The 22,450-nt window shown below is 63.6% G+C and carries 19 protein-coding genes and 1 pseudogene; 3 read left to right on the top strand and 17 right to left on the bottom strand.

Annotated features, from left to right (window positions below; genetic code table 11):
• Nucleotides 1–2 precede the first annotated feature (2 nt).
• The 15 genes and pseudogenes from rnhB to rpsB all read right to left on the bottom strand — a co-directional run bounded on the left by rnhB (nt 3) and on the right by rpsB (nt 14,809).
• Nucleotides 3–638 carry a ribonuclease HII gene (rnhB, locus tag Atro_RS19015; RefSeq protein ID WP_497924774.1) on the bottom strand — a complete coding sequence of 212 codons (636 nt, stop codon included), beginning with the start codon at nt 636–638 and terminating at the stop codon, nt 3–5.
• Nucleotides 629–1,780 carry a lipid-A-disaccharide synthase gene (gene lpxB / locus Atro_RS19010; protein WP_497924772.1) on the bottom strand — a complete coding sequence of 384 codons (1,152 nt, stop codon included), beginning with the start codon at nt 1,778–1,780 and terminating at the stop codon, nt 629–631. The genes rnhB and lpxB overlap by 10 nt, the downstream gene beginning before the upstream one ends.
• A gap of 1 nt (nt 1,781) precedes the next feature.
• Complete coding sequence (lpxA, locus tag Atro_RS19005; protein ID WP_497924770.1) at nt 1,782–2,558, bottom strand: acyl-ACP--UDP-N-acetylglucosamine O-acyltransferase; 777 nt, start codon at nt 2,556–2,558, stop codon at nt 1,782–1,784.
• On the bottom strand, nt 2,555–2,995 hold the full coding sequence (gene fabZ / locus Atro_RS19000; protein WP_497924768.1) for a 3-hydroxyacyl-ACP dehydratase FabZ: 441 nt from the start codon (nt 2,993–2,995) through the stop codon (nt 2,555–2,557). Before fabZ ends, lpxA begins: the two co-directional genes overlap by 4 nt.
• 37 nt (nt 2,996–3,032) lie before the next feature.
• Nucleotides 3,033–4,100 (bottom strand): UDP-3-O-(3-hydroxymyristoyl)glucosamine N-acyltransferase, encoded by a 1,068-nt coding sequence (gene lpxD / locus Atro_RS18995; protein WP_497924766.1) that lies wholly within the window; start codon nt 4,098–4,100, stop codon nt 3,033–3,035.
• 2 nt (nt 4,101–4,102) lie between these two features.
• Nucleotides 4,103–4,606, bottom strand: coding sequence for an OmpH/Skp family outer membrane protein (locus Atro_RS18990; protein WP_497924764.1), 504 nt, complete (start codon nt 4,604–4,606; stop codon nt 4,103–4,105).
• A 45-nt stretch (nt 4,607–4,651) separates the two neighbouring features.
• Nucleotides 4,652–7,027 carry an outer membrane protein assembly factor BamA gene (gene bamA, locus Atro_RS18985; protein ID WP_497924762.1) on the bottom strand — a complete coding sequence of 792 codons (2,376 nt, stop codon included), beginning with the start codon at nt 7,025–7,027 and terminating at the stop codon, nt 4,652–4,654.
• Between the two features lie 73 nt (nt 7,028–7,100).
• Nucleotides 7,101–8,449: pseudogene (gene rseP, locus Atro_RS18980) on the bottom strand (sigma E protease regulator RseP).
• A 236-nt stretch (nt 8,450–8,685) separates the two neighbouring features.
• A complete protein-coding gene (gene ispC / locus Atro_RS18975) occupies nt 8,686–9,876 on the bottom strand; it encodes a 1-deoxy-D-xylulose-5-phosphate reductoisomerase (RefSeq protein ID WP_497927711.1) in 1,191 nt (396 codons plus the stop codon).
• A complete protein-coding gene (locus Atro_RS18970) occupies nt 9,870–10,685 on the bottom strand; it encodes a phosphatidate cytidylyltransferase (RefSeq protein WP_497924761.1) in 816 nt (271 codons plus the stop codon). The genes ispC and Atro_RS18970 overlap by 7 nt, the downstream gene beginning before the upstream one ends.
• Nucleotides 10,685–11,440 carry a polyprenyl diphosphate synthase gene (gene uppS / locus Atro_RS18965; RefSeq protein ID WP_497924760.1) on the bottom strand — a complete coding sequence of 252 codons (756 nt, stop codon included), beginning with the start codon at nt 11,438–11,440 and terminating at the stop codon, nt 10,685–10,687. The genes Atro_RS18970 and uppS overlap by 1 nt, the downstream gene beginning before the upstream one ends.
• A 23-nt stretch (nt 11,441–11,463) precedes the next feature.
• Complete coding sequence (frr, locus tag Atro_RS18960; RefSeq protein WP_152388966.1) at nt 11,464–12,021, bottom strand: ribosome recycling factor; 558 nt, start codon at nt 12,019–12,021, stop codon at nt 11,464–11,466.
• The gene (gene pyrH / locus Atro_RS18955) at nt 12,011–12,760 is read right to left on the bottom strand and encodes a UMP kinase (protein ID WP_131301327.1); all 750 of its coding nucleotides are present in this window, start codon (nt 12,758–12,760) and stop codon (nt 12,011–12,013) included. The genes frr and pyrH overlap by 11 nt, the downstream gene beginning before the upstream one ends.
• Before the next feature lie 304 nt (nt 12,761–13,064).
• Nucleotides 13,065–13,934 (bottom strand): translation elongation factor Ts, encoded by an 870-nt coding sequence (gene tsf, locus Atro_RS18950; protein ID WP_497924758.1) that lies wholly within the window; start codon nt 13,932–13,934, stop codon nt 13,065–13,067.
• 134 nt (nt 13,935–14,068) lie between these two features.
• Nucleotides 14,069–14,809 carry a 30S ribosomal protein S2 gene (gene rpsB / locus Atro_RS18945; RefSeq protein ID WP_497924757.1) on the bottom strand — a complete coding sequence of 247 codons (741 nt, stop codon included), beginning with the start codon at nt 14,807–14,809 and terminating at the stop codon, nt 14,069–14,071.
• An 84-nt stretch (nt 14,810–14,893) separates the two neighbouring features.
• Here rpsB and map point away from each other — a divergent pair, with 84 nt between their 5' ends.
• From map to dapC, 3 genes are all read left to right on the top strand, one after another.
• The gene (map, locus tag Atro_RS18940) at nt 14,894–15,865 is read left to right on the top strand and encodes a type I methionyl aminopeptidase (protein ID WP_497924755.1); all 972 of its coding nucleotides are present in this window, start codon (nt 14,894–14,896) and stop codon (nt 15,863–15,865) included.
• A gap of 44 nt (nt 15,866–15,909) precedes the next feature.
• Nucleotides 15,910–18,609, top strand: coding sequence for a [protein-PII] uridylyltransferase (locus Atro_RS18935; RefSeq protein WP_497924753.1), 2,700 nt, complete (start codon nt 15,910–15,912; stop codon nt 18,607–18,609).
• 70 nt (nt 18,610–18,679) lie between these two features.
• The gene (dapC, locus tag Atro_RS18930) at nt 18,680–19,876 is read left to right on the top strand and encodes a succinyldiaminopimelate transaminase (protein ID WP_497924751.1); all 1,197 of its coding nucleotides are present in this window, start codon (nt 18,680–18,682) and stop codon (nt 19,874–19,876) included.
• A gap of 41 nt (nt 19,877–19,917) precedes the next feature.
• Here the strand turns inward: dapC and Atro_RS18925 are convergent, their stop codons facing one another.
• The gene (locus tag Atro_RS18925; protein ID WP_497924749.1) at nt 19,918–21,552 is read right to left on the bottom strand and encodes a Na+/H+ antiporter; all 1,635 of its coding nucleotides are present in this window, start codon (nt 21,550–21,552) and stop codon (nt 19,918–19,920) included.
• 92 nt (nt 21,553–21,644) lie between these two features.
• Nucleotides 21,645–22,448, bottom strand: a complete 804-nt coding sequence (locus Atro_RS18920; RefSeq protein WP_497924747.1) for a DUF7281 domain-containing protein — start codon at nt 22,446–22,448, stop codon at nt 21,645–21,647.
• Nucleotides 22,449–22,450 lie beyond the last annotated feature (2 nt).

Raw genomic sequence — 22,450 nt, 5'->3', positions numbered from 1 at the left:
GCTCAGGAGCGCAGGACGTCGGAATGGACGCCCGGGCCGGCAGCGGCCTCGAGCAGTTCGCGCACCGGTGCGAAGGAGCGCCGATGGATGACGCTTGGCCCCAAGCGTGCTAGAGCCTCCAGGTGCATAGCTGTGGGATAGCCTTTGTGCTTGGCCAGCCCATAGCCGGGATAGAGAGCATCCAGGGCGAGCATTTCCCGGTCCCGGGTGACCTTGGCGAGGATCGAAGCCGCGGCGATGGCCGGGACCTGGGCGTCGCCCTTGACTACCGGCGCACAGGGGACCGCCAGCTTCGGACAGCGGTTGCCGTCGATCAGTGCCAAACGGGGCGTCACGGTAAGCCCCTCCACGGCACGCTGCATGGCCAACAGAGTCGCTTGAAGGATGTTCAGCCGGTCAATCTCCACCACTTCGGCGCGGGCGATGCACCAGGCCAGTGCCTTCTCACGGATTTCCTCGAACAAGGCTTCTCGACGTGCCTCGGAAAGCTTTTTCGAGTCATTCAGCCCTAGAATCGGGCGGCCCGGATCGAGAATCACCGCAGCGGTGACCACCGCCCCGCAGAGCGGACCACGGCCGACCTCGTCAACACCGGCGACCAGCGCCTCAACCCGTCCGAAATCCAGACCTAATTGCATCGGGCACGCTCCGCCAGCTCGAGCACCGCTTCTGCCGCCTGGCGCGAGGCGTCCCGGCGCAACGCGCGATGGATGGTATCGAAGCAGTCGGTCTGCTCCCGGCCCATCTCCAGCAGCGGCAGCAAGGCCCCGGCCAGCGCCTCGGGAGTCGCGCGATCCTGCAACAGCTCGGGCACCAGCGCCCGACCGGCGAGCAGATTGGGCAGGGAGAAGAACGGCGTCTTCACCAGGCGCCTTGCGACCTTGTAGGTCAGCGGCGCCAAGCGATAGGCCACGACCATCGGGCGCTTGCACAGCAGGGCCTCCAGCGTCGCCGTACCGGAAGCGATGAGCACCGCATCGCAGGCGCCGAGCGCCTCGTGGGAGCGCCCGTCGAGCAGCATCACCGGCAGATCGCGCCGGGTGTGGCTGAGCATCTCCTCGAGTTGTCGACGCCGCTCGGGACTGGCGCAGGGCACCACGAAGCGCAGGGCCCCGGAGTGCAGCGCCAGCAGATGCTCGGCGGTTTCGAGAAACAGCGGGCCGAGACGGGCCAGTTCGCCACCACGGCTGCCCGGCATCAAGGCGATGATGGTCTCCCCGTCGGTCAGGTCCAGCGCGGTACGGGCGGCCTCGCGATCGATCTGCAGGGGAACCTGATCGGCCAGCGGATGACCGACGAAACGCACCGGCACGTCATGTGTCTCGTAAAACTGCGCCTCGAACGGAAATAGGGTGAGCATGAGGTCGCAGGCCTGGCGAATCTTCAACACCCGCTTCTGGCGCCAAGCCCATACCGATGGACTGACATAGTGCACGGTGCGGATGCCGGCATGCCGCAACCTGAGCTCGATCCCCAGATTGAAATCCGGCGCATCGATCCCGATGTATACGTCAGGCTTGGCCTCGATCAGACTGCGAATCAGGCGCCGACGGCGCAGCAGCAGTTCGGGGAGACGACCGAGCACCTCGAACAGCCCCATGACGGACAGGCGCTCCATGGGGAAATATGATTGCAGGCCCTCTGCCTCCATGCGCGGGCCGCCGACGCCGATAAACTCGATATCCGGGCGAGCCGCCTTCAAGGCCTGAATCAGGCTGGCGCCCAGGATGTCGCCCGAAGCCTCTCCGGCCACCAGGGCGACGCGCAGTACCTTGGCCATCTCAGCGGGTGATACCGCGCGTGGAAGCACGGACGGAGTCGCGGAAGATCGCTACCTCGGGGAATTGCCTGGCCGCCTCCTCCAGCTCCACCAGCGCCTGCTCCACCGTCAGTCCCTGACGATAGACGACCTTGTAGGCCCGGCGCAGTGCGTTCATGGCCTCGGGCGTGAAACCGCGCCGACGCATGCCTTCGAAGTTCATGCTGCGGGCCTGGGCCGGACTGCCCAGAACAGTGACGAAGGCCGGCACATCCTTGGATACACCGCTCCCCATACCGACGAAACTGTGTGCACCGATCTGACAATGCTGATGGATCAGGGTATAGCCGGAGAGGATCGCCCAGTCGCCCACATGCACATGGCCGGCCAGGGAGGCGTTGTTGACCAGGATGCAGTGACTGCCCATCACGCTGTCATGGCCGATATGCACATAGGCCATGATCAGGTTATGGTCGCCGATGGTGGTTTCCGAACGGTCCTGGACGGTCCCACGATGGATAGTGACCCCCTCGCGGATCACATTGTGGTCACCGATAACCAGCCGGGTCGGCTCACCCTTGTATTTCAGGTCAGGAGTGTCCTCGCCGATGGTCGAAAACTGGAAGATCTTGTTGTGTCGGCCGATCCAGGTCGGCCCCTTGACGATCACATGGGGACCGATCTCAGTGCCTTCGCCGATATGCACATGCGGCCCGATCAAGGTCCAAGGACCAATGCGTACGTCGGGCGCCAGAGTGGCGGTCGGGTCGATGATGGCGCGAGGATCGATCAAACTCATAGCTTACGTTCCGCACAAATGATTTCGCCCGAGCAGACCTGCTTGTCGTCCACCATGGCTTGGCATTCGAACTTCCAGATGCTGCGCTTGGCGCTGAGGAATTTAGCCTCGAGAATCAATTGGTCCCCTGGCATCACCGGCTGGCGGAAGCGCATCTTGTCTGAACCGACGAAGTAATAGATCGTGCCATCAGCGGGCTTCACGTCGAGCATCTTGAAACCCAGGATGCCGGCGGCCTGAGCCATTGCCTCGATGATCAGTACACCCGGCATGATTGGATGCAAGGGAAAATGGCCATTGAAAAACGGCTCATTGATGCTGACATTCTTGTAGGCGCGAATGCGCTGGCCTTCAACATCAAGGTCCACCACCCGATCAACCAGAAGGAAAGGATAGCGGTGCGGCAGGTATTCGCGAATCTCGTTAATGTCCATCATTTCCAGGAAAGCCTGTAGGTAAAGTTGGGGACGCACATCAAAGTGGGTCAGCCTCTGATGTAGCATCTCCGTCGGAGGTCACGCTCGTCAGGCGCTTTTCCATCTGTTGCAGGCGCCGCGCCAGATCATCGAGTTGGCGGATGCGGGCGACGCTCTTCTTCCACTCCGCGGCTGGCTGCATAGCCGTGCCGGAAGAGTAGGCGCCCGGCTCGTGAATCGAACGGGTGACCATAGTCATTCCGGTGACGAAAACTCCATCGCACACCTCGATATGCCCCACCATGCCGACACCGCCGGCAATCATGCAGTGCTTGCCGATCTTGGTGCTGCCGGAAATGCCGACACAACCGGCCATGGCGGTGTGATCACCGACCTGTACGTTGTGTGCGATCATGATCTGGTTATCCAGCTTGACACCGTTGCCGATCAGGGTGTCGGCCAGCGCGCCGCGATCGATGGTAGTATTGGCGCCAATTTCCACATCATCGCCGATGGAAACCCCGCCAATCTGGGCAATCTTGTGCCAAGTACCCTTCTCGTTGGCAAAACCGAACCCCTCGCCGCCGATCACCGCCCCGGACTGTATGACCACCCGTTTGCCGATCCGCACGTCGTGATAGAGCGTGACCCGTGGTGCTAGCCAGCCGCCCGCGCCGATCACGCTGCGGGCACCGATGAAGCAATGCGCACCGACCGTGGCTCCCGCCTCGATCTGCGCTCCGGACTCGATCACTGCATAGGCACCGATACTAGCGGTGGGATGCACATTGGCATCCGGCGCGATCAGGGCGGTAGCATGTACTCCGACTGATGCGACCGGCTTCGGATCGAACAGATGTGAAAGCTGCGCATAGGCCAAATAGGGATTGGCCAGCAGCAGCGCATCCCCTCTATAGGACTCAGCGTCCGCTGGGGTCAGCAGCAGAGCTCCGGCGCGGGTGCTCTCCAGATGCTTGCGGTACTTCGGATTGGCGAGAAAGCTCAGGTGTTCGGGACCGGCCTCCTCGAGGGAGGCAAGTCCGCGAACGGCTTTGTCCGCAGCGCCGCGCAACGTGGCGCCAAGGCGTCCGGCCAACTCGCCGAGCGTGAATGCAGGGGTATTCATGATCAGCGCATCTGGTTCATGCGCTCGATGACTTGACGAGTGATGTCATATTGAGGCTTGACTTCGACCACGGAGCCTTGCTCGAGCACCAGGTCGTAGCTTCCTTTCTTGATGACTTCTTCGACCGCTTGATCCAGTTTGGGCTTGAGCTGCTTGAGCATTTCGCGATCGGCAACCGCCTTGGCCTCGTTCAGCTCCTTGGATTGAAACTGGAAGTCGCGCGCCTTCTGCTTGAACTCGAGCTCGAGACGCTCACGCTCAGCAGTCTGCATCTTCTCGCCCTCCTTCACCAGACGGTCCTGGATGCGCTTGGCATCGCTCTCCAGAGTCTTCAGCTTGTTCAACTGCGGACCGAATTTCTTCTCTGCATCCACGGCATATTTCTTCGCCGCATCGGACTCAAGCAGGGCCATCTGATAATTGAGCACGGCAATCTTCATTTCCGCGAAGGCCGGTGTTGCCAGAAAGGCAGCACAGAACAAAACCCATTGAGTCAACTTGCGCACGATGAACTCCCGCTTTGCAGCATTTACATGATGGGGGCAGACTCGTTAGAAGTTCTGCCCCATTGAGAACTGGAAGACCTGGGTTTCGGCGTCCTCCGGCTTCGTGACCGGCACGGCCAGGCTGAAGCTCAACGGCCCAAAGCCGCTGACCCAGGTCACACCCAACCCCACGGAGCTGGCCATGTTGCTGGGGTCGATATCGCAACTCTCATCGTTGCGATCCTTCTGCGAGGAGCTGCAATTGGTATCGAACACGTTGCCCACATCCCAAAACAGAGAGGTACGCAGCGAACGTTGGTCCTTGACGAACGGCATTGGGAACATCATCTCGACACCGCCAGCGACCAATACGTTGCCACCGAATGGTTGCTCGTCCTGATCCGGATCAGCCTCAGTGCCTTTGTTTCCGGTTACCGCCTCACCCCGACTTGGCGTACTGCGCGCCCCTAAGGTGTTGTCCTTGAAGCCCCGAACCGAGGAGAAGCCACCGGCATAATAGTGCTCATAGAAGGGCATCTTGGTAGTGGAGCCGAAGCTATCACCATAACCCAATTGAGTATGGAAGCGCAGGGTGTAGTCGTCGGTCAGCGCCTTGAACAACTGGGCGTTGTAGTCGACCTTGTAGAACGACAGGTCGCTGCCAGGCAGCGTGCTCTCGAACACCAGGCTTTGGGAGGCACCACGCGTGGGCATCACCCCACGGTTCAGGGTCGACTCCGACCAGCCCGCCGAGGCCTTGAAATTCAGGTAATTGTCACCCTCTTCGTCGAGAAAATCGAAGATTTCATCAACTGTGTAAGTGCCGGTATCGATAGTGTCCTGCTGAGCAGTGAGACCGAAACTCAAGCGTGCGGTTTCACTGATCGGATAACCGATATTGATGCCGCTACCGAAACTATCCACCGAATAGCTGGAGTAATCCACATTCAGATCACTGTAATCGGTGGTGCGAAGGAACACGTTGTAACCGAGGCTGATACCATCCTCGGTCCAGTAGGGGTCGACAAAACCGAAGTTGTAGTTGGACTGGTATTCGCTGCGGGTCAGGCCAATGGTGACCTTGTTACCGCTGCCGAGAAAGTTGTTCTGACTGATCGAACCGCCCAGTACCAAACCGGCATTCTGGGCAAAGCCGACACTGGCGGTAACGGAGCCAGAAGCCTGCTCCTCCACCGTGAAGTTCACATCGACCTGGTCGTCGGTACCCGGTACTTGTGGCGTCTGGACACTGACCTCCTTGAAGAAGCCCAATCGCTCCAGGCGGGTCTTGGACTGGTCGATAAGGTAGGTCGAGGCCCAACCGCCTTCCATCTGGCGCATCTCGCGACGCAGTACTTCGTCCTCGGTCTTGGTGTTACCACGGAAGTTGATTCGATTAACGTAAGCCCGCTTGCCAGGATCGACCACAAAGGTGATGGAAACCGTCTTGTCCTCGTCGTGCGGCTCCGGTACGGCATTGACGTTGGCGAAGGTATAACCCTCGTTGCCCAGACGCCGAGTGATCAGCTCGGAGCTACTGGTCATCACCTTGCGAGAAAACACTTGGCCTTCCTTGACCAGCAGCAGGGACTCGACCTCCTCTTCCGGGACCCTCAGGTCGCCGGTGAGCTTGACGTCACGAACGCTATATTTTTCGCCCTCGTCGATATTGACCGTGATATAGACGTGCCGCTTGTCCGGAGTGATGGATACCTGGGTAGAGGCGATATCCATATTGATGTAACCGCGGTCCAGGTAGTAAGAGCGCAGACGCTCTAGGTCACCGGACAGCTTCTCGCGAGCATATTTGTCGTCGTTGCGAAAGAAGGACAACAGATTGGTGGTCTTCAACTCGAACAGACCGAGCAAGGTCTCGTCCGGAAAGACGGTGTTGCCCACCACGTTGATATGCTGGATGGCGGCGACCGAACCCTCGTTGATCTTGATCTTCAGCGCTACCCGGTTGCGCGGCTGCGGTACCACCTCGGCCTCAATCGAGGCCGAATAACGGCCCTGGGCGACGTACTGGCGCTGCAACTCGTTGCGCACTCCTTCTAACGTAGCCCGCTGAAAAATCTCGCCTTCGGCAAGGCCGGACTGCTTCAAGCCATTCAGCAGGTCTTCCGACTTAATGGCCTTGTTGCCTTCCAGCTCGATACTGGAAATCGAAGGCCGCTCGACGACGGTGATGACTAGAACATTGCCATCACGGCCAAGCTGGATATCCTGAAAGAAGCCAGTCTTAAAGAGCGCGCGCGTACCCTCCACGAGACGCCGATCATCTATCTGATCACCAACGCTGAGCGGTAGGGCACTGAATACGCTGCCGGCGGAAACCCTCTGCAGACCATTAACACGGATATCGGTGATGGTGAAGGACTCGGCGTGAACCTCAGCGGTCATCAAGGCGGCGAGGACCGCAGGCAGCAGCAGGCGTTTCATGAAGTCCTTTCTTTTTCAACTGACAATAAAGAAACTGCCGCGAAACGCGGCAGTTTCGAAACTCGGCAATGCGTCACAAGCGACTCAGGTCATTGACCAGAGCCAGCAGCATGACCCCAACGACAAGGCTGATCCCAATCTGCATTCCCCACGCCTGGACTCGTTCCGACAAGGGGCCCCCGGACCCACTCGACGAAATAGAAAAGCAGATGCCCGCCATCGAGCACCGGTATCGGCAGCAAATTGAGCACCCCCAAGCTTATGCTCAGATAGGCGAGAAAATTTAGGAAGTCTCCCACCCCTGACTGGGCTGAAGCGCCCGCCACTTTAGCAATGGTTATCGGCCCGCTCAAGTTTTTTACCGAGAGCTCGCCAAAGAGCATTTTTCTCAGGGAATCAAGGGTGAGAACGCTCATGCTCCAGGTGCGCCGGACTGCTTCGCCGACTGCTTCCAGGGGCCGTGACGCACCTCACGAACCATTTCCGGAGGCCATTCGACAGCCTCCACACCGGCCCCAAGATAGCCACTGCGCGCATCACCCTCGCCACGCACTGCTAGCCCGACTGGCAACTCGACCCGCTGCCCCATCCTGTCGATCAGGAAGACAACGCGTGAACCGGGACGGGCACGCACCTGATCGACCACCTGCTGCCAATCGTCCAACGCCCGTCCATCGAGCGCCAGCAGACGGTCGCCCGCCTGCAGACCCGCCGCCTGTGCCGGGCCCTTCGGATCGAGCCGGGCCAGGACCGGCGGTAGCGCGGGACGCCACGGGCGAATCCCGAGACCGGCAATCGGATCGGGCTCCTCGACATCTTTCAGCCAATCCTTGAGCACCAGTTGGCGCTGGGTATTCACGCTGGAGCCCGCCTCGCGAACGGTGATCTCGAGCGTGCCGGTCTCACCCAGACGACGCACCATCTGCAGGTTGACAGCCGCCCAGTCGGCCGTCTCCTCGCCATCTACTGCGAGAACCTCCTCGCCGACCTGCAGCCCCGCAAGCGCCGCCGGACTACCCGCATCCACGGCCCCGATCACCGGACGCAGCTGCTGGCTGCCGAGCATGGCCAGTACCCAGAAGAACAGCAGAGCCAAGAGAAAATTGGCGATAGGGCCAGCCGCAACGATGGCGATGCGCCGGACGACACTCTGCCGATTGAATGCCTGGTCGAGCATCCCCGGCGGGACTTCGCCCTCCCGCTCGTCGAGCATCTTGACATATCCCCCAAGGGGACCGCGGCGATCATGAATTCGGTACCTTGCCGATCATGCCAGCGCAGCAAGGGCGTGCCGAAACCGATGGAAAAGCGCAGCACCCTGACTCCGCAGCGACGGGCGACCCAGAAATGGCCGAACTCATGGAAGGTGACCAGCACCCCGAGCGCTACCAGGGTGCCGACGATCATGTATAGAGCGCTCATTGAACTCCTCCGGATCCAGCGATCCTAGCCGCCGGACTCAAGTCCCGGTGTGGACGCCAAGACAGGTTGGCGAATCGCCCCATTGCCCCTCACCGACAGGGATAGACTCGCCCCTTCATCACGCGCCCGCATATCCTCGCGAGTAGTGAGGATGCCTCACCGTTGTTACTGACCGGCCAGCCCCGGCATGGCACGACGGAAGGATCCTGCGACCGGCCCATCACTACGGCCCAGCCTCAGCGATTGTGATGCCGCAGCCAGTTCTCGGCTCGCGCACGCGCCTGGCCATCGGCAAGCAGCACCGCTTCGAGATCATCGATGGTGACAACTGGCTCGCCCTGCAGGACCTCCCCGATGATACTCGCGATTTCCGGAAAGCGGACACGTCCGTCGAGAAAGGCCGCCACAGCCACTTCGTTGGCCGCGTTGAGCATGGCCGGTGCGCTGCCACCGACCTCGGCCGCCTGCCGAGCCAAACGCAGACAGGGAAAGCGCGCTTCGTCGGGTGCCTGGAAATCCAGACGCGCGATGCCGAACAGGTCCAGCGGGGCAACACCGGAATCGATACGCTCAGGCCAGGCCAGGGCGTGGGCGATCGGCGTACGCATATCCGGATTGCCCAGCTGCGCCAGCACCGAGCCATCGACATAATCAACCAACGAATGGATCACGCTCTGCGGATGAACCACCACCTCGACCTGAGCGGGACGCGCATCGAACAGCCAACAGGCCTCGATCAGCTCTAGCCCCTTGTTCATCATGCTGGCCGAGTCCACGGAAATCTTCCGCCCCATGGACCAGTTGGGGTGTGCACAGGCCTGAGCGGGTGTCACTGCGGCCAGCTCGGCCGCCGGGGTTTCGCGGAACGGCCCACCGGAAGCGGTCAGCAGGATACGCCGCACCCCGACTGACGCCAGGCCCCGGCCGTAGCCATCGGGCAGACACTGAAAGATTGCATTGTGCTCGCTGTCGATCGGCAGCAACTGCGCGCCACTGCGGCGCACCGCCTGCATGAACAGGGCACCGGACATCACCAGCGCCTCCTTGTTGGCCAGCAGGACCTTCTTGCCCGCCTCCACAGCTGCCAGCGTGGGACGCAATCCGGCAGCACCGACGATGGCCGCCATCACCGCATCCACTTCGGGATGGGCCGCCACTTCGCAAAGCCCTTCGCCGCCGACCAATACCCGGGTAGCCAGGCCGGCCGCGCGTAGCTCGTCCCCAAGCCGCCGTGCCGCCCCCAACTCGGGTACCACGGCATAGCGGGGACGAAAACGCAGACAAAGAGTTTTCAGCTCATCTAGCCGGGCGAACCCCGTCAGCGCAAAGGCCCGATAACGTTCGGGATGACGGGCGATCACGTCCAGGGTGCTCAGGCCGATGGAGCCGGTGGCACCCAGCACGGTTATCTGTTGCGGATTCAAGATGCCCCCCAACCGGCGATCCAGAGCATGACGACGAACATGGGAATGGCTGCAGTCAGGCTGTCGATGCGATCCAGCACACCGCCATGCCCGGGCAGCAGATTGCTGCTGTCCTTGAGGCCGGCGTGGCGCTTGAACATGCTCTCGGTCAGGTCGCCGATTACCGAGATCAGCACCACCAGAACGGTGCCGGCGAGCGCCAGCGCGAACTCGCCTCCCGACCAGCCACGGACCAGCCCGACAACCATGGCGACCAGCAGGCAGGCCAGCAGACCGCCAGCCACCCCTTCCCAGCTCTTGCCAGGACTGACCTGCGGCGCCAGCTTGCGCCTGCCGAGGGCTCGACCGACGAAATAGGCGCCAATGTCCGCGGTCCAGACCAGCACCATCACTGCCAAAATCAGTTGATTGCCAAGCGGCCACTGCTTGAGCAGCAGCAAGCCCTGCCACGCCGGCAGGAGGATCAACAGGCCGATCACCAGGCGCCGGACCGCTCCCTCCCAGAGGCGACCGCTCTGTGGATAGTTCAGGACCAACGGCACGGCCAGCAACCACCAGAGAATACCGAGCAGCATGACCCCCGGCGCCAGCGCCGGCAGCCAGTAGAGCAGGACGAGCAGCGCCGCGACCAACGCGGCAAAGCCCACGCGTGCCGACTGCCCGCTAAAACCGGCAAGCTGCGCCCACTCCCAGCCGCCCAGGGTGACGACTGCACCGATGAACAGCGCGAACGCCCCACCTTCGAGCAGGAAGAAACCGGCCATGGCGAGAGGCAGCAGCACCAGCGCAGTGAGAATTCGTTGCTTGAGCATCAGGTCCGCGCCTCTGCTTCCACCTGTTCGCTGGTCTTGCCAAAGCGGCGCTGGCGAGACGCGAAGTCGGCCAGCGCCCGGCGCATGGCATCCTGCTTGAAGTCCGGCCAATAGAGATCGGTGAAATACAGCTCGGCATAGGCCAGCTGCCAGAGCAGGAAGTTGCTGATGCGGTGATCCCCGCCAGTACGGATGCAGAGATCCGGCAATGGTTGATCACCGGTCGACAGACACCCCTGCAGGAGCTGCGGCGTGATGTCGTCCGGCTGCAGGTGGCCGGCCTGCACCTCGCGCGCCAGGCGCTGCGCGGCCTGAGCGATATCCCACTGCCCACCGTAGTTGGCAGCGACCTGCAGGAGCAGGCCCTTTTGCCCCGAAGTCCGCGACTCCGCTTCGCGCATGGCGGCCTGCAACTCCGGACTGAAGCGCGAGCGATCACCGATGATGCGCAGGCAGATGCCGTTCTCGCTGAGCCTTCTCGCCTCACGGCGCAAGGCTGCCAAGAACAGTTCCATCAGGGCGCTGACCTCGGCAGCCGGACGCTGCCAGTTCTCGCTGGAGAAGGCGAACAGGGTCAGCACTTCGACCCCGGCTTCGGCACACACCTCGATTACCGCCCGCACCGCATCGACCCCCGCCTTGTGCCCGGCGATGCCGGGCAGCAAGCGCTTCTTCGCCCAACGGTTGTTGCCATCCATGATGATCGCCACATGGCGTGGCACCACGGCAGGAGCAGCGGTCTTATATTTTTCCATGAAATTTTCCGTAACGGCCGCCATTACACGGCCATCAGGTCGGCCTCCTTGGCCTCCAGCGCCTTGTCGACTTCGGCAATGGCCTTGTCGGTGAGCTTTTGCACTTCGTCGGCCGCCCGACGCTCGTCGTCCTCGCTGATTTCCTTCTCCTTGACCAGATCTTTGAGCTGAGCCAAGGCATCGCGACGGATGTTGCGTACTGCAACCCGGGCGTTCTCCGCCTCGGCACGCGCCTGGCGGGTATAGCCCTTACGGGTTTCTTCGGTCAGCGCCGGCATCGGCACCCGGATGGTGGTGCCGGCGGTCGCCGGGTTGAGGCCCAGATCGGAAGTCATGATGGCCTTCTCCACCGCCTGGATCATGCTCTTGTCGAACACGGTCAGCGCCAGGGTACGCGCATCCTCGGCGACCACGTTGGCTACTTGGCGCAACGGCGTGTCGGCTCCGTAGTAGGAGACCATGACACCGTCCAGAATGCTCGGATGGGCGCGACCGGTGCGAATTTTGGCGAAGGCGTGCTCCAAGGACTCCAGGCTCTTTTTCATGCGCGCCTGCGCGTCCTTCTTGATCTCATTGATCATGCTTGCTTTCCTCGATCAGGGTTCCTTCGGCACCGCCGACCACGATGTTCAGCAGGGCACCCGGTTTGTTCATATTGAAGACGCGCAGCGGCATCTTGTGATCGCGACACAGACAAATGGCGGTCAGATCCATCACGCCCAGCTTGCGATCCAGCACCTCGTCGTAGGTCAGGTACTCGAACTTCTCGGCGTTCGGGTCCTTGAAAGGATCGGCCGTGTAGACACCATCGACCTTGGTAGCCTTGAGCACCAGATCGGCATCGACTTCGATGGCACGCAGGCAGGCTGCGGAGTCCGTGGTGAAGAAGGGATTGCCGGTTCCTGCAGCAAAGATCACGACTTCGCCGGAAACCAGATGGCGCATGGCCTTGCGTCGGTCGTAATGATCGGTCACGCCGACCATGGAGATCGCCGACATGACGGTCGCCGGGATATTGGAGCGCTCCAGGGCATCACGCATGGCCAGGGCGTTCATCACCGTGGCCAACATCCCCATGTGGTCGCCCGTGACCCGGTCCATGCCGGCGGCAGACAAGGCGGCGCCACGGAACAGGTTGCCACCACCGATCACCAGACCGACCTGCACGCCGATGCCGACCAGTTGGCCGACCTCCAGCGCCATGCGATCCAGCACCTTGGGATCGATGCCGAACTCCTCGGAGCCCATCAAAGCTTCGCCGCTTAGCTTGAGCAGAATCCGTTTATAGCGCGGTTGACGACCACTCACCTGCTGAGCCATTGCGTATCTCTCCTGCGGCTTATCTATAGTCAGTCGAAACAGACAGGCGTACCTGCTGTTGCCCTGCACCGGAAACGGCGCAGGCCGGCGGTCGGACAACCCGGCGAAGCGACTGCATCACCCGGCTGCCTGTGAATTGGTTGTGACAATCGACTCCGGCGCTGCGGCAGCGAATGACACATTGCCACCCCCTCCCGAAACCAGGCTCGCCCAGCGGGATGGCAAAGCACAGGCCACCAGTCGACAAAGAGGCCGCACGCGCGAGCGGGCAGCCTCTTGTCGGGACAACGGAGTCGAAGCCGTCTTATTGCTTGCTAGCAGCCAGCTGGGCAGCCACTTCGGCAGCGAAGTCGACTTCCGCCTTCTCGATGCCCTCGCCCACTTCGTAGCGGATGAAGGAAACGATCTCGGCGCCAGCTTTCTTGGCCAGATCGCCGACCTTGACTTCCGGGTCCTTGACGAACGGCTGCTCGACCAGGCTGGCCTCGGCGAGGAACTTGTTGATGCGGCCTTTGACCATGTTCTCGACGATGTTTTCCGGCTTGCCGGCGATCTTGTCGGCATTCAGCGCCAGGAAGATTTCCTTTTCCTTGGCGATCGCTTCCTCGGACACCTGGGACGGGCTCAGGAACTGCGGGTTGCTGGCCGCCACGTGCATGGCGACCTCCTTAGCCAGCTCGGCGTTACCGCCCTTCAGGGTGACCAGCACACCGATGCGGTGACCGTGCAGGTAGGCGCCCACCACGTCGCCCTCCACACGAGTCAGACGGCGGATGTTGACGTTTTCGCCACACTTGGCCACCAGAGCCTCGCGCGCCGATTCCTGGGCCGCGATCAGCGGAGCGGCGTCGGTCAGCTTGTCGGCGAAGGCTTTCTCGAGGCTCGCGGCGACGAAGGCCTTGAAGTCGTCCTGCAGGGCCAGGAAGTCGGTCTGGGAGTTGACTTCGATGATCACGGCCGCCTTGTTGTCGTCGGCCACCTTGACCGCGATGGAGCCCTCGGCAGCGATGTTGCCGGCCTTCTTGGCTGCCTTGATCGCACCGGCGGCACGCATGTCGTCGATGGCTTTCTCGATGTCGCCACCGGCGGCTGTCAGGGCCTTCTTGCAATCCATCATGCCCTGGCCGGTACGTTCGCGCAGTTCCTTGACCAGCGCCGCAGTAATCTCTGCCATGTTCGCAATCCTCTTGAATAGGTTCTCAACCATTCCGCCCGCTGGACCGGGCGTTTCCAATCTTCAGATATGAAGGTGGCAAAAAGGGGCCTAGCCCCCTTCTTGCGCAGCGGGTACCGCCTGGCGTCCCGCGCTTAGCCTTCCGCGCCCTCGGAGGCGGCGACTTCCTCGACGAACTCGTCGCCGGTGCTGGCGTTCTGACGGCCGCTCAGCACCGAGTCGGCCACAGCGCTCAGGTACAACTGCACGGCACGAATGGCGTCGTCGTTACCGGGGATGATGTAGTCAACACCTTCGGGGCTGCTGTTGGTATCGACCACGCCGATGACCGGAATGCCCAGCTTGTTGGCTTCGGTGATGGCGATGCGCTCATGATCGACGTCGATCACGAACATGGCGTCCGGCAGGCCGCCCATGTCCTTGATGCCGCCCAGGCTGCGCTCCAGCTTTTCCAGATCGCGAGAACGCATCAGCGCCTCTTTCTTGGTCAGCTTGGCAAAGGTGCCGTCCTGGGACTGGGTTTCCAGCTCGCGCAGGCGCTTGATGGAGGCACGAATGGTCTTGTAGTTGGTCAGCATGCCGCCCAGCCAGCGGTGGTCGACGTAGGGCATGCCGCAACGGGTAGCCTCCTCGCGGACCAGCTTGCCGGCAGAACGCTTGGTGCCGACGAACAGGATCTTGTTCTTGCCCGTTGCCAGCTTCTCGACGAAGCTCAGGGCTTCGTTGAACATCGGCAGGGTCTTTTCCAGGTTGATGATGTGGATCTTGTTGCGCGCGCCGAAGATGTACTTGCCCATCTTCGGGTTCCAGTAACGGGTCTGGTGGCCGAAGTGGCAGCCAGCCTTCAGCATGTCGCGCATGTTGACTTGGGACATTTCAATTCCTCGATCGAATCGGGTTAGGCCTCCACGCATCCCGATATCCAACCCTTGCGGGCACCCAGGATACCGTGCCGATACGTGTGTGGGGTTTGGTGCTCGCGAACGACAGGTCCGTCGAGCGGCGCGTTTTATAGCACAAAAGCCGGCTGCAGGCTACCGACAGGCCGGCAATCCACCCCTCTCGCCGCACGGCGCCCACGCGATTTGGTTTATCATCGCGCCTTCCGAACGAATGCCCCGCGCCTCAGGCGCCGAGAGAGAATCCGCATGACCGTCACCATCAAGACGCCCGAAGAAATCGAGAAAATGCGCACGGCCGGCCGCCTGGCCGCCGAGGTGCTGGAAATGATCGGTGAACACGTCAAGCCGGGCGTCACCACCGAGGAGCTGGACCGCATCTGTCACGACTATATCGTCGAGGTGCAGCACGCCACTCCCGCCCCGCTCAACTACAAGGGCTTTCCCAAGTCGATCTGCACGTCGGTCAATCATGTGGTCTGCCACGGCATCCCCAACGACAAGCCACTGAAGGACGGCGACATCGTCAACCTCGACATCACCGTGATCAAGGACGGCTACCACGGCGACACCAGCATGATGTTCCTGGTCGGCGACACCCCGGAGTGGGCGAAGCGCCTGTGCCAGGTGACCCAAGAGTGCCTGTATAAAGGCATCAAACTGGTACGCCCGGGCGCCTACCTGGGCGACATCGGCGAGGCGATCCAGAAGCATGCCGAGAAGAACGGCTTCTCGGTGGTCCGCGAATACTGCGGCCACGGCATCGGTGCGGTGTTCCACGAAGAACCCCAAGTGCTCCACTACGGCCGCGCCGGCACCGGCCTCGAGCTCAAGGAAGGCATGACCTTCACCATCGAGCCGATGATCAACCAGGGCCGCGCGGAAACCCGCCTGCTCGGCGACGGCTGGACGGCCATCACCAAGGACCGCAAGCTGTCTGCCCAGTGGGAGCACACCCTGCTGGTCACCGCCGACGGCTACGAGATCCTCACCCTGCGCCGCGACGAAACCATCGCCCGCACGCCGCGCTGAGCCACACGCCCCCGAATATCCGACCGCAGTAGAAAGGTGACGCCATGCCGCAGGTGGACCCCGATTTGTTCGACCCCGGGCAGTTCCAGGCCGAACTGGCCCTCAAGTCCAGCCCCATCGCCGCCTTCAAGAAGGCGCTGCGGCGCGCCCGGGAAGTGCTCGATGCGCGCTTTCGGGAGGGCCGCGACATCCGCCGGCTGATCGAGGACCGCGCCTGGTTCGTCGATCAGATTCTCGCCCTGGCCTGGAACCGTTTCGACTGGAGCGAGGATGCCGACATCGCGCTGATCGCCGTCGGCGGCTACGGCCGTGGCGAACTGCACCCCTACTCGGACATCGACCTGCTGATCCTGATGGACGGCGCCGATCACGAGGTGTTCCGCGAACCGATCGAGGGCTTTCTGACCCTGCTCTGGGACATCGGCCTGGAGGTCGGGCAGAGCGTGCGCTCGCTGAGCGAATGCGCCGAGGAGGCGCAGGCCGACCTGACGGTGATCAGCAACCTGATGGAGAGCCGCACCCTCGCCGGCCCCGAGCACCTGCGCGAGCGCATGCTGGAAGTCACCAGCACGCAGCGGATGTGGCCGAGCCGGGCTTTCTTCCTCGCCAAGCGCGACGAACAGAAGGCCCGCCACGCCCGCTACAACGACACCGAATACAACCTCGAGCCCAACGTCAAGGGCTCGCCCGGTGGCCTGCGCGACATCCAGACCATTCTCTGGATCGCCCGCCGCCAGTTCGGCACCATCAACCTGCACGCCATGGTCGGCCAGGGCTTCCTGCTGGAAAGCGAATACACCCTGCTCGCCGCCTCCCAGGAGTTCCTCTGGAAGGTGCGCTACGCCCTGCACATGCTCGCCGGACGCGCCGAGGACCGCCTGCTGTTCGACCTGCAGCGGCAGATCGCCGGCCTGCTCGGCTACGAGGACAGCGACGCCAAGCTCGCGGTCGAACGCTTCATGCAGAAGTACTATCGGGTGGTGATGGGCATCGCCGAGCTGACCGAACTGGTCTTCCAGCACTTCGAGGAAGTCATCCTGCCGGACGACAGCGCCGGACGGGTCGAGCCGCTGAACGAACGCTTCCAGATACGCGACGGCTTTCTGGAAGCCACCCATGAGAAGATCTTCCAGGAAACCCCTGCTGCCCTCCTGGAGATCTTCGTGCTGCTGGCCCGGCACCCGGAGCTCCGCGGCGTGCGCGCCGACACCATCCGCTTGTTGCGCGATCACCGTTATCTGATCGACGACGCCTTCCGCCGCGATCCCCACAATACCGGCCTGTTCATCGAGCTGTTCAAGAGCCGCCAGGGCATCCACCGCAACCTGCGGCGCATGAACCGCTACGGCATCCTGGGCCGCTACCTGCCGGAGTTCGGCCACATCGTCGGGCAGATGCAGCACGACCTGTTCCACATCTACACGGTTGATGCCCACACCCTGAACCTGATCAAGAACCTGCGCAAACTCTTCTGGCCGGAGCTGGCGGAGAAATACCCGCTGGCCAGCAAGCTGATCGAAAAGCTGCCCAAGCCCGAGCTGGTCTATCTAGCCGGGCTCTACCACGACATCGGCAAGGGCCGCGGCGGCGACCATTCGGAACTCGGCGCCGCCGACGCCCTGGCCTTCTGCCAACGCCATCAGTTGCCGGCGGGGGACACCCAGCTGGTCGTCTGGCTGGTGCGCAACCACCTGCTGATGTCCACCACCGCGCAGCGCAAGGACCTCTCCGACCCGCAGGTGATCTTCGACTTCGCCCAGAAGGTCCGCGACCAGACCTACCTGGACTACCTCTACGTGCTGACCGTGGCGGACATCAACGCCACCAACCCGACGCTCTGGAACTCCTGGCGGGCCAGCCTGCTGCGCCAGCTCTACACTGAGACCAAGCACGCCCTGCGCCGCGGCCTGGAGCAGCCGGTCGGTCGCGAGGAGCAGATCCGCCAGACGCAGAACGCCGCGCTGGACATCCTGGTGCGCAGCGGCACCGACCCCGACGACGCCGAACACCTGTGGACGCAGCTGGGCGACGACTACTTCCTGCGCCACACCTCCAACGACATCGCCTGGCACACCGAGGCGATCCTCCAGCACCCGAGCAGCGGCGGGCCGCTGGTGCTGATCAAGGAAACCACCCAGCGCGAATTCGAGGGCGCCACCCAGATCTTCATCTACGCGCCGGACCAGCACGACTTCTTCGCCGTGACCGTGGCCGCCATGGACCAGCTCAACCTGAGCATCCACGACGCCCGCGTCATCACCTCGACCAGCCAGTTCACCCTCGACACCTACATCGTGCTCGACGCCGACGGCGGCTCGATCGGCGACAACCCGGCGCGCATCCACGAGATCCGCCAGGGGCTGGTGGAGGCCCTGCGCAATCCGGCCGACTACCCGACCATCATCCAGCGCCGCGTACCGCGCCAGCTCAAGCACTTCGCCTTCGCGCCGCAGGTCACCATCCACAACGACGCCCTGCGCCCGGTGACCATCCTCGAGATCATCGCCCCGGACCGCCCCGGCCTCTTGGCACGGCTCGGCAAGATCTTCCTGGACTTCGACCTGTCGCTGCAGAACGCCAAGATTGCCACCCTCGGCGAGCGGGTCGAGGACGTGTTCTTCGTCACCGATGCCCACAACCAGCCGTTGTCCGATCCGGAGCTCTGCGCCCGCCTGCAACTGGCGATCGTCGAGCAGCTGGCCGACGGCAACAGCCACATCCAGCCGAGCTGGATCAGCATCTGAACCTTGAACAGGGCGGCGCCCGTCCCCAACCGCGGACGGGCCGCCTGCCTGCGGTCACCAGGAAAGCCCCATGAACGACGCCCTGAACCTGCTGCAACCCTACCCCTTCGAGAAGCTCCGCGTGCTGCTCGCCGGCGTGCAGCCGCCGGCCGGCAAGAAGGCCATCGCCCTGTCCATCGGCGAACCCAAGCACCGCTCGCCGAGCTTCGTCGCCGAGGCCCTGAGCGCCAATCTCGAACAGCTCGCGGTCTATCCCACCACCCTCGGCCTGCCGGCGCTGCGCGAGGCCGTCGTCCACTGGTGCGAACGGCGCTTCCGGGTGCCGACCGGCTGGTTGGACCCGGCACGCCACGTGCTGCCGGTCAACGGCACCCGCGAGGCGCTGTTCGCCTTCACCCAGACCGTGGTGAACCGTGAAAGCAACGGCCTGGTGGTCAGCCCCAACCCCTTCTACCAGATCTACGAAGGCGCGGCCCTGCTCGCCGGCGCTGCGCCGCACTACCTGCCGTGCCTTGAGGAAAACGGCTTCAATCCCGACTTCGACGCGGTGCCGGCCGAGGTCTGGCAGCGCTGCCAAGTGCTGTTCCTCTGCTCGCCGGGCAACCCCACCGGCGCCCTGGTGCCGCTGGAAACCCTGAAGAGGCTGATCGCCCTGGCCGACGAGCACGACTTCGTGATCGCCGCCGACGAGTGCTACAGCGAGCTGTACTTCGACGAGCAGAACCCGCCGCCCGGCCTGCTGACCGCCTGTGCCGAGCTGGGCCGCAGCGATTTTTCCCGCTGCGTGGTGTTCCACAGCCTGTCCAAGCGCTCCAACCTGCCGGGCCTGCGCTCGGGCTTCGTCGCCGGCGACGCCGAGATCCTCAAGAGCTTCCTGCTCTACCGCACCTACCACGGCTGCGCCATGTCGGTGCCGACCCAGCTGGCCAGCATCGCCGCCTGGAACGACGAGGTCCACGTGCGCGCCAACCGCGTGCTGTACCGGGAGAAGTTCGACGCGGTGCTGGGCATCCTGCAGCCGGTGCTCGACGTCAAGCGCCCGGACGGCAGCTTCTACCTGTGGCCGCGCACCCCGACGGACGACCCGACCTTCACCCGCGAGCTGTTCGCCCGCGAGCACGTGACCGTGGTGCCGGGCAGCTACCTGTCGCGCAGCGTGGACGGCCTCAACCCCGGTGCCGGTCGCGTGCGCATGGCCCTGGTCGCGCCGCTGGCCGAGTGCGTGGAAGCCGCCGAGCGCATCCGCGAGTTCGTCCGCGCCGGCTGACTCCGACAGGCGGCGCGCACCCGGCGCGCCGCCCCCGCCCCTCAACTGCGGTGCAGCCGCGCCTCGTTGATGTCCAGCTCGCGCAGGATCTCGCCGAGCAGGTCGTCGTCGACCTGATGGCGATGCCGCAGGCGGTACAGTTCCAGACGCTGGGAACGCAGCGCCTGCAGACGCAGGCGCTGCTCCAGCGCATCCATCTGGCGCAGCCGCATCCGCGTCTCTCCCGAGCCGTCGCGTTCCAGCTGCTGGCGGTATTCGGCCATGATCTTGGCCTTGACCTCGGCCGCCAGCGCCATCCCCTCGGGGCTCAGGCCGGGCTCGTCGCTCTGCGCCTCCAGGGCACGGATCGCCGCCTCGACGGTCTTCACCCGGTTGCGCCGCAGCTCCTGCTCGCGCGCCTCCTGGTTGTCCGCCGGCAGGCCGTGCAGCAGCAGCGGCAGGCCGAGAGTGGCGACCAGCAGCGAGAGCAGGATCACCCCGGCGGCGATGAAGATCAGCAGGTCGCGCTGCGGAAAGGCCTCGCCGTTGCCCAGCAGCAAGGGTAACGACAGCACGCCGGCCAGGGTCACCGCACCGCGTACCCCGCTCAGGGTGAGCAGCGCGGCCAGGCGCAGCGACGATTGCCCGTCGAAGCTGCTCGGCAGACCGCGCCAGCGGCGCAGCGCGCCGGACACCAGCCAGTAGAGCCAGGTCCAGACGAAACGCAGCACGATCAGCGCCAGGTATACCTGGCCCACGTAGAGCGCCAGCTGTTCGGCGCTCGCCCAGAACGGCTCGCCCTCCTCCAGCGAGGCCTTGACGATGTCCGGCAGCTGCAGGCCGAGGAGCAGGAAGATCAACCCGTTGAAGGTGAACTCCAGCAGCGCCCAGACGCTGCGGTTGAGCAGCCGCGTGGTGGTCTGCCGCGGCAGCAGGTCGAGACGACTCTGCATCATGCCCGCCGCCACCGCCGAGAGAATCCCGGAGACGCCCAGGTGCTCGGCCGCCACATAGGCGGCGAACGGCAGCAGCAGCATGAACATCACATGCGGTGCCGGCTCCTCCCAGCCGAGGCCGATCATCCAGGCGCGGAAACGCCCCAGCGCGTAGCTCAGCGCGACCCCGACCGCCAGCCCGCCGAGGGCCACCACGGCGAAATCCAGACTGGCCTCGACGGGCGAGAAGGCTCCGGTCAGCACGGCGGCCACGGCGAACTTGAAGGCCACCAGACCGGAAGCGTCGTTCATCAGCGCCTCGCCCTGGAGGATGTTCATCAAGGTGCGCGGCAGGCGGCCGTGGACGATCGCCGACACCGCCACGGCGTCGGTGGGCGACAGCACCGCCGCCAGGGCGAAGGCCGCCGCCAGCGGAATGCCTGGAAACAGCAAGTGGATCAGCCAACCGGCGCCGAGCACGGTGAACAGCACCAGGCCGAAGGCCAGGAGCAGGATCGGCGTGCGCAGCCGCCAGAACTCGCCCTTGGGCATCCGCCAGCCGTCGACGAACAGCAGGGGCGGAATGAACAGCAGCAGGAACAGCTCGGGATCGAGCCGCACGTGCAGACCGAAACCCGGCAGCGCCAGCAGCGCGCCGATGGCGATCTGGATGAGCGGCAGCGGAACGGGGATGAACTGCGCAGTGATGCGCGTGCCGCCGACGACCAGCAGCATGATCAGGATGGTGTAGAGAAGTTGCATACGCGGGAAGGAGCAGCCGGGAAGAGCTCCCAGTCTACTCCCTCAAGCGAAGCGGCAAACCTCGCGAAGGTCGAGGTGAAAATCTTTTCGAGTCAGCGACGCGGCACCTGCCGCAGGACAGCGCCGAACGCCAGCATGTGCTGCTGCTTGATGCTGACCCGATACGCCTTCATCTCCTCCCACACGCCTTGCCAGCCGTCCAGCTCGATACCCTCCAGATGAGCGGACTGCCGGGATTGGCGGACGAAGTGCTCGCGGCTGCCCTTCTCCAGCAGGCGCTCGTCCAGTGCCGGCGCCAGCAGGGTATCGGCACGCGGCAGGCTGGCAGCGATGCTCAGGCCGGCCGGGTCGTAATCCGCGAAGACGGTGACCTCGCAGCGCTCCGGCAGCGCCGTCAGCAAGCGGCGCGCGCCGCGGGCGAGGCCGCCATGGCCGCGGTAGAGGACCAGGCTGTCGGTCAGCCCGACCGGGGCCGGATAGGCGTGCCAGTCGTCGAAACTGTCGAGGTTCTCGATCACCACGACCGAGGCGACGGCCCCAAGGTCCAGGCTCTCCAGCGGCACGCGCAGACTCAATTCCGGGCCCAGTGACGGAAGCGGCGCAGGCAGGCGCCCCTTGGCCAGTACGTGCCGGTCGTCGGGACGCTGGCGAGCGATCTTTTCGTCGACGGTCCGGGCGGCCACCTCCCGGCGCGAGCCGTCCGGAATCCCCTCCAGCGGGTCGAAGCCCCATGCGCGCCGGGCCAGCTCCCGGAGTACCTCCCGCTGTTCCCGGTTGAAATGCAGCCAGTTGCCCAGCGCCTCGCCCACCTCGAAGGCCGCGTAAATCGGCCTCCAGGTCGAACTCAGCTCGACCCGGTCGAGGCGCTCGCGCAGCAGGCGATGGACGGCCTGCATGT

It is taken from the genome of Azotobacter tropicalis (genome assembly GCF_059739045.1).
This window is presented reverse-complemented; position numbering and strand designations above follow the sequence as displayed.

Coding starts and splice junctions, on each gene's coding strand:
- rnhB (WP_497924774.1), bottom strand. CDS start 638: ATGCAATTAGGTCTGGATTTCGGACGGGTTGAGGCGCTGGTCGCCGGT.
- lpxB (WP_497924772.1), bottom strand. CDS start 1,780: ATGGCCAAGGTACTGCGCGTCGCCCTGGTGGCCGGAGAGGCTTCGGGC.
- lpxA (WP_497924770.1), bottom strand. CDS start 2,558: ATGAGTTTGATCGATCCTCGCGCCATCATCGACCCGACCGCCACTCTG.
- fabZ (WP_497924768.1), bottom strand. CDS start 2,995: ATGATGGACATTAACGAGATTCGCGAATACCTGCCGCACCGCTATCCT.
- lpxD (WP_497924766.1), bottom strand. CDS start 4,100: ATGAATACCCCTGCATTCACGCTCGGCGAGTTGGCCGGACGCCTTGGC.
- bamA (WP_497924762.1), bottom strand. CDS start 7,027: ATGAAACGCCTGCTGCTGCCTGCGGTCCTCGCCGCCTTGATGACCGCT.
- Atro_RS18970 (WP_497924761.1), bottom strand. CDS start 10,685: ATGCTCAAGCAACGAATTCTCACTGCGCTGGTGCTGCTGCCTCTCGCC.
- uppS (WP_497924760.1), bottom strand. CDS start 11,440: ATGGAAAAATATAAGACCGCTGCTCCTGCCGTGGTGCCACGCCATGTG.
- frr (WP_152388966.1), bottom strand. CDS start 12,021: ATGATCAATGAGATCAAGAAGGACGCGCAGGCGCGCATGAAAAAGAGC.
- pyrH (WP_131301327.1), bottom strand. CDS start 12,760: ATGGCTCAGCAGGTGAGTGGTCGTCAACCGCGCTATAAACGGATTCTG.
- tsf (WP_497924758.1), bottom strand. CDS start 13,934: ATGGCAGAGATTACTGCGGCGCTGGTCAAGGAACTGCGCGAACGTACC.
- rpsB (WP_497924757.1), bottom strand. CDS start 14,809: ATGTCCCAAGTCAACATGCGCGACATGCTGAAGGCTGGCTGCCACTTC.
- Atro_RS18935 (WP_497924753.1), top strand. CDS start 15,910: ATGCCGCAGGTGGACCCCGATTTGTTCGACCCCGGGCAGTTCCAGGCC.
- dapC (WP_497924751.1), top strand. CDS start 18,680: ATGAACGACGCCCTGAACCTGCTGCAACCCTACCCCTTCGAGAAGCTC.
- Atro_RS18925 (WP_497924749.1), bottom strand. CDS start 21,552: ATGCAACTTCTCTACACCATCCTGATCATGCTGCTGGTCGTCGGCGGC.
- Atro_RS18920 (WP_497924747.1), bottom strand. CDS start 22,448: ATGCAGGCCGTCCATCGCCTGCTGCGCGAGCGCCTCGACCGGGTCGAG.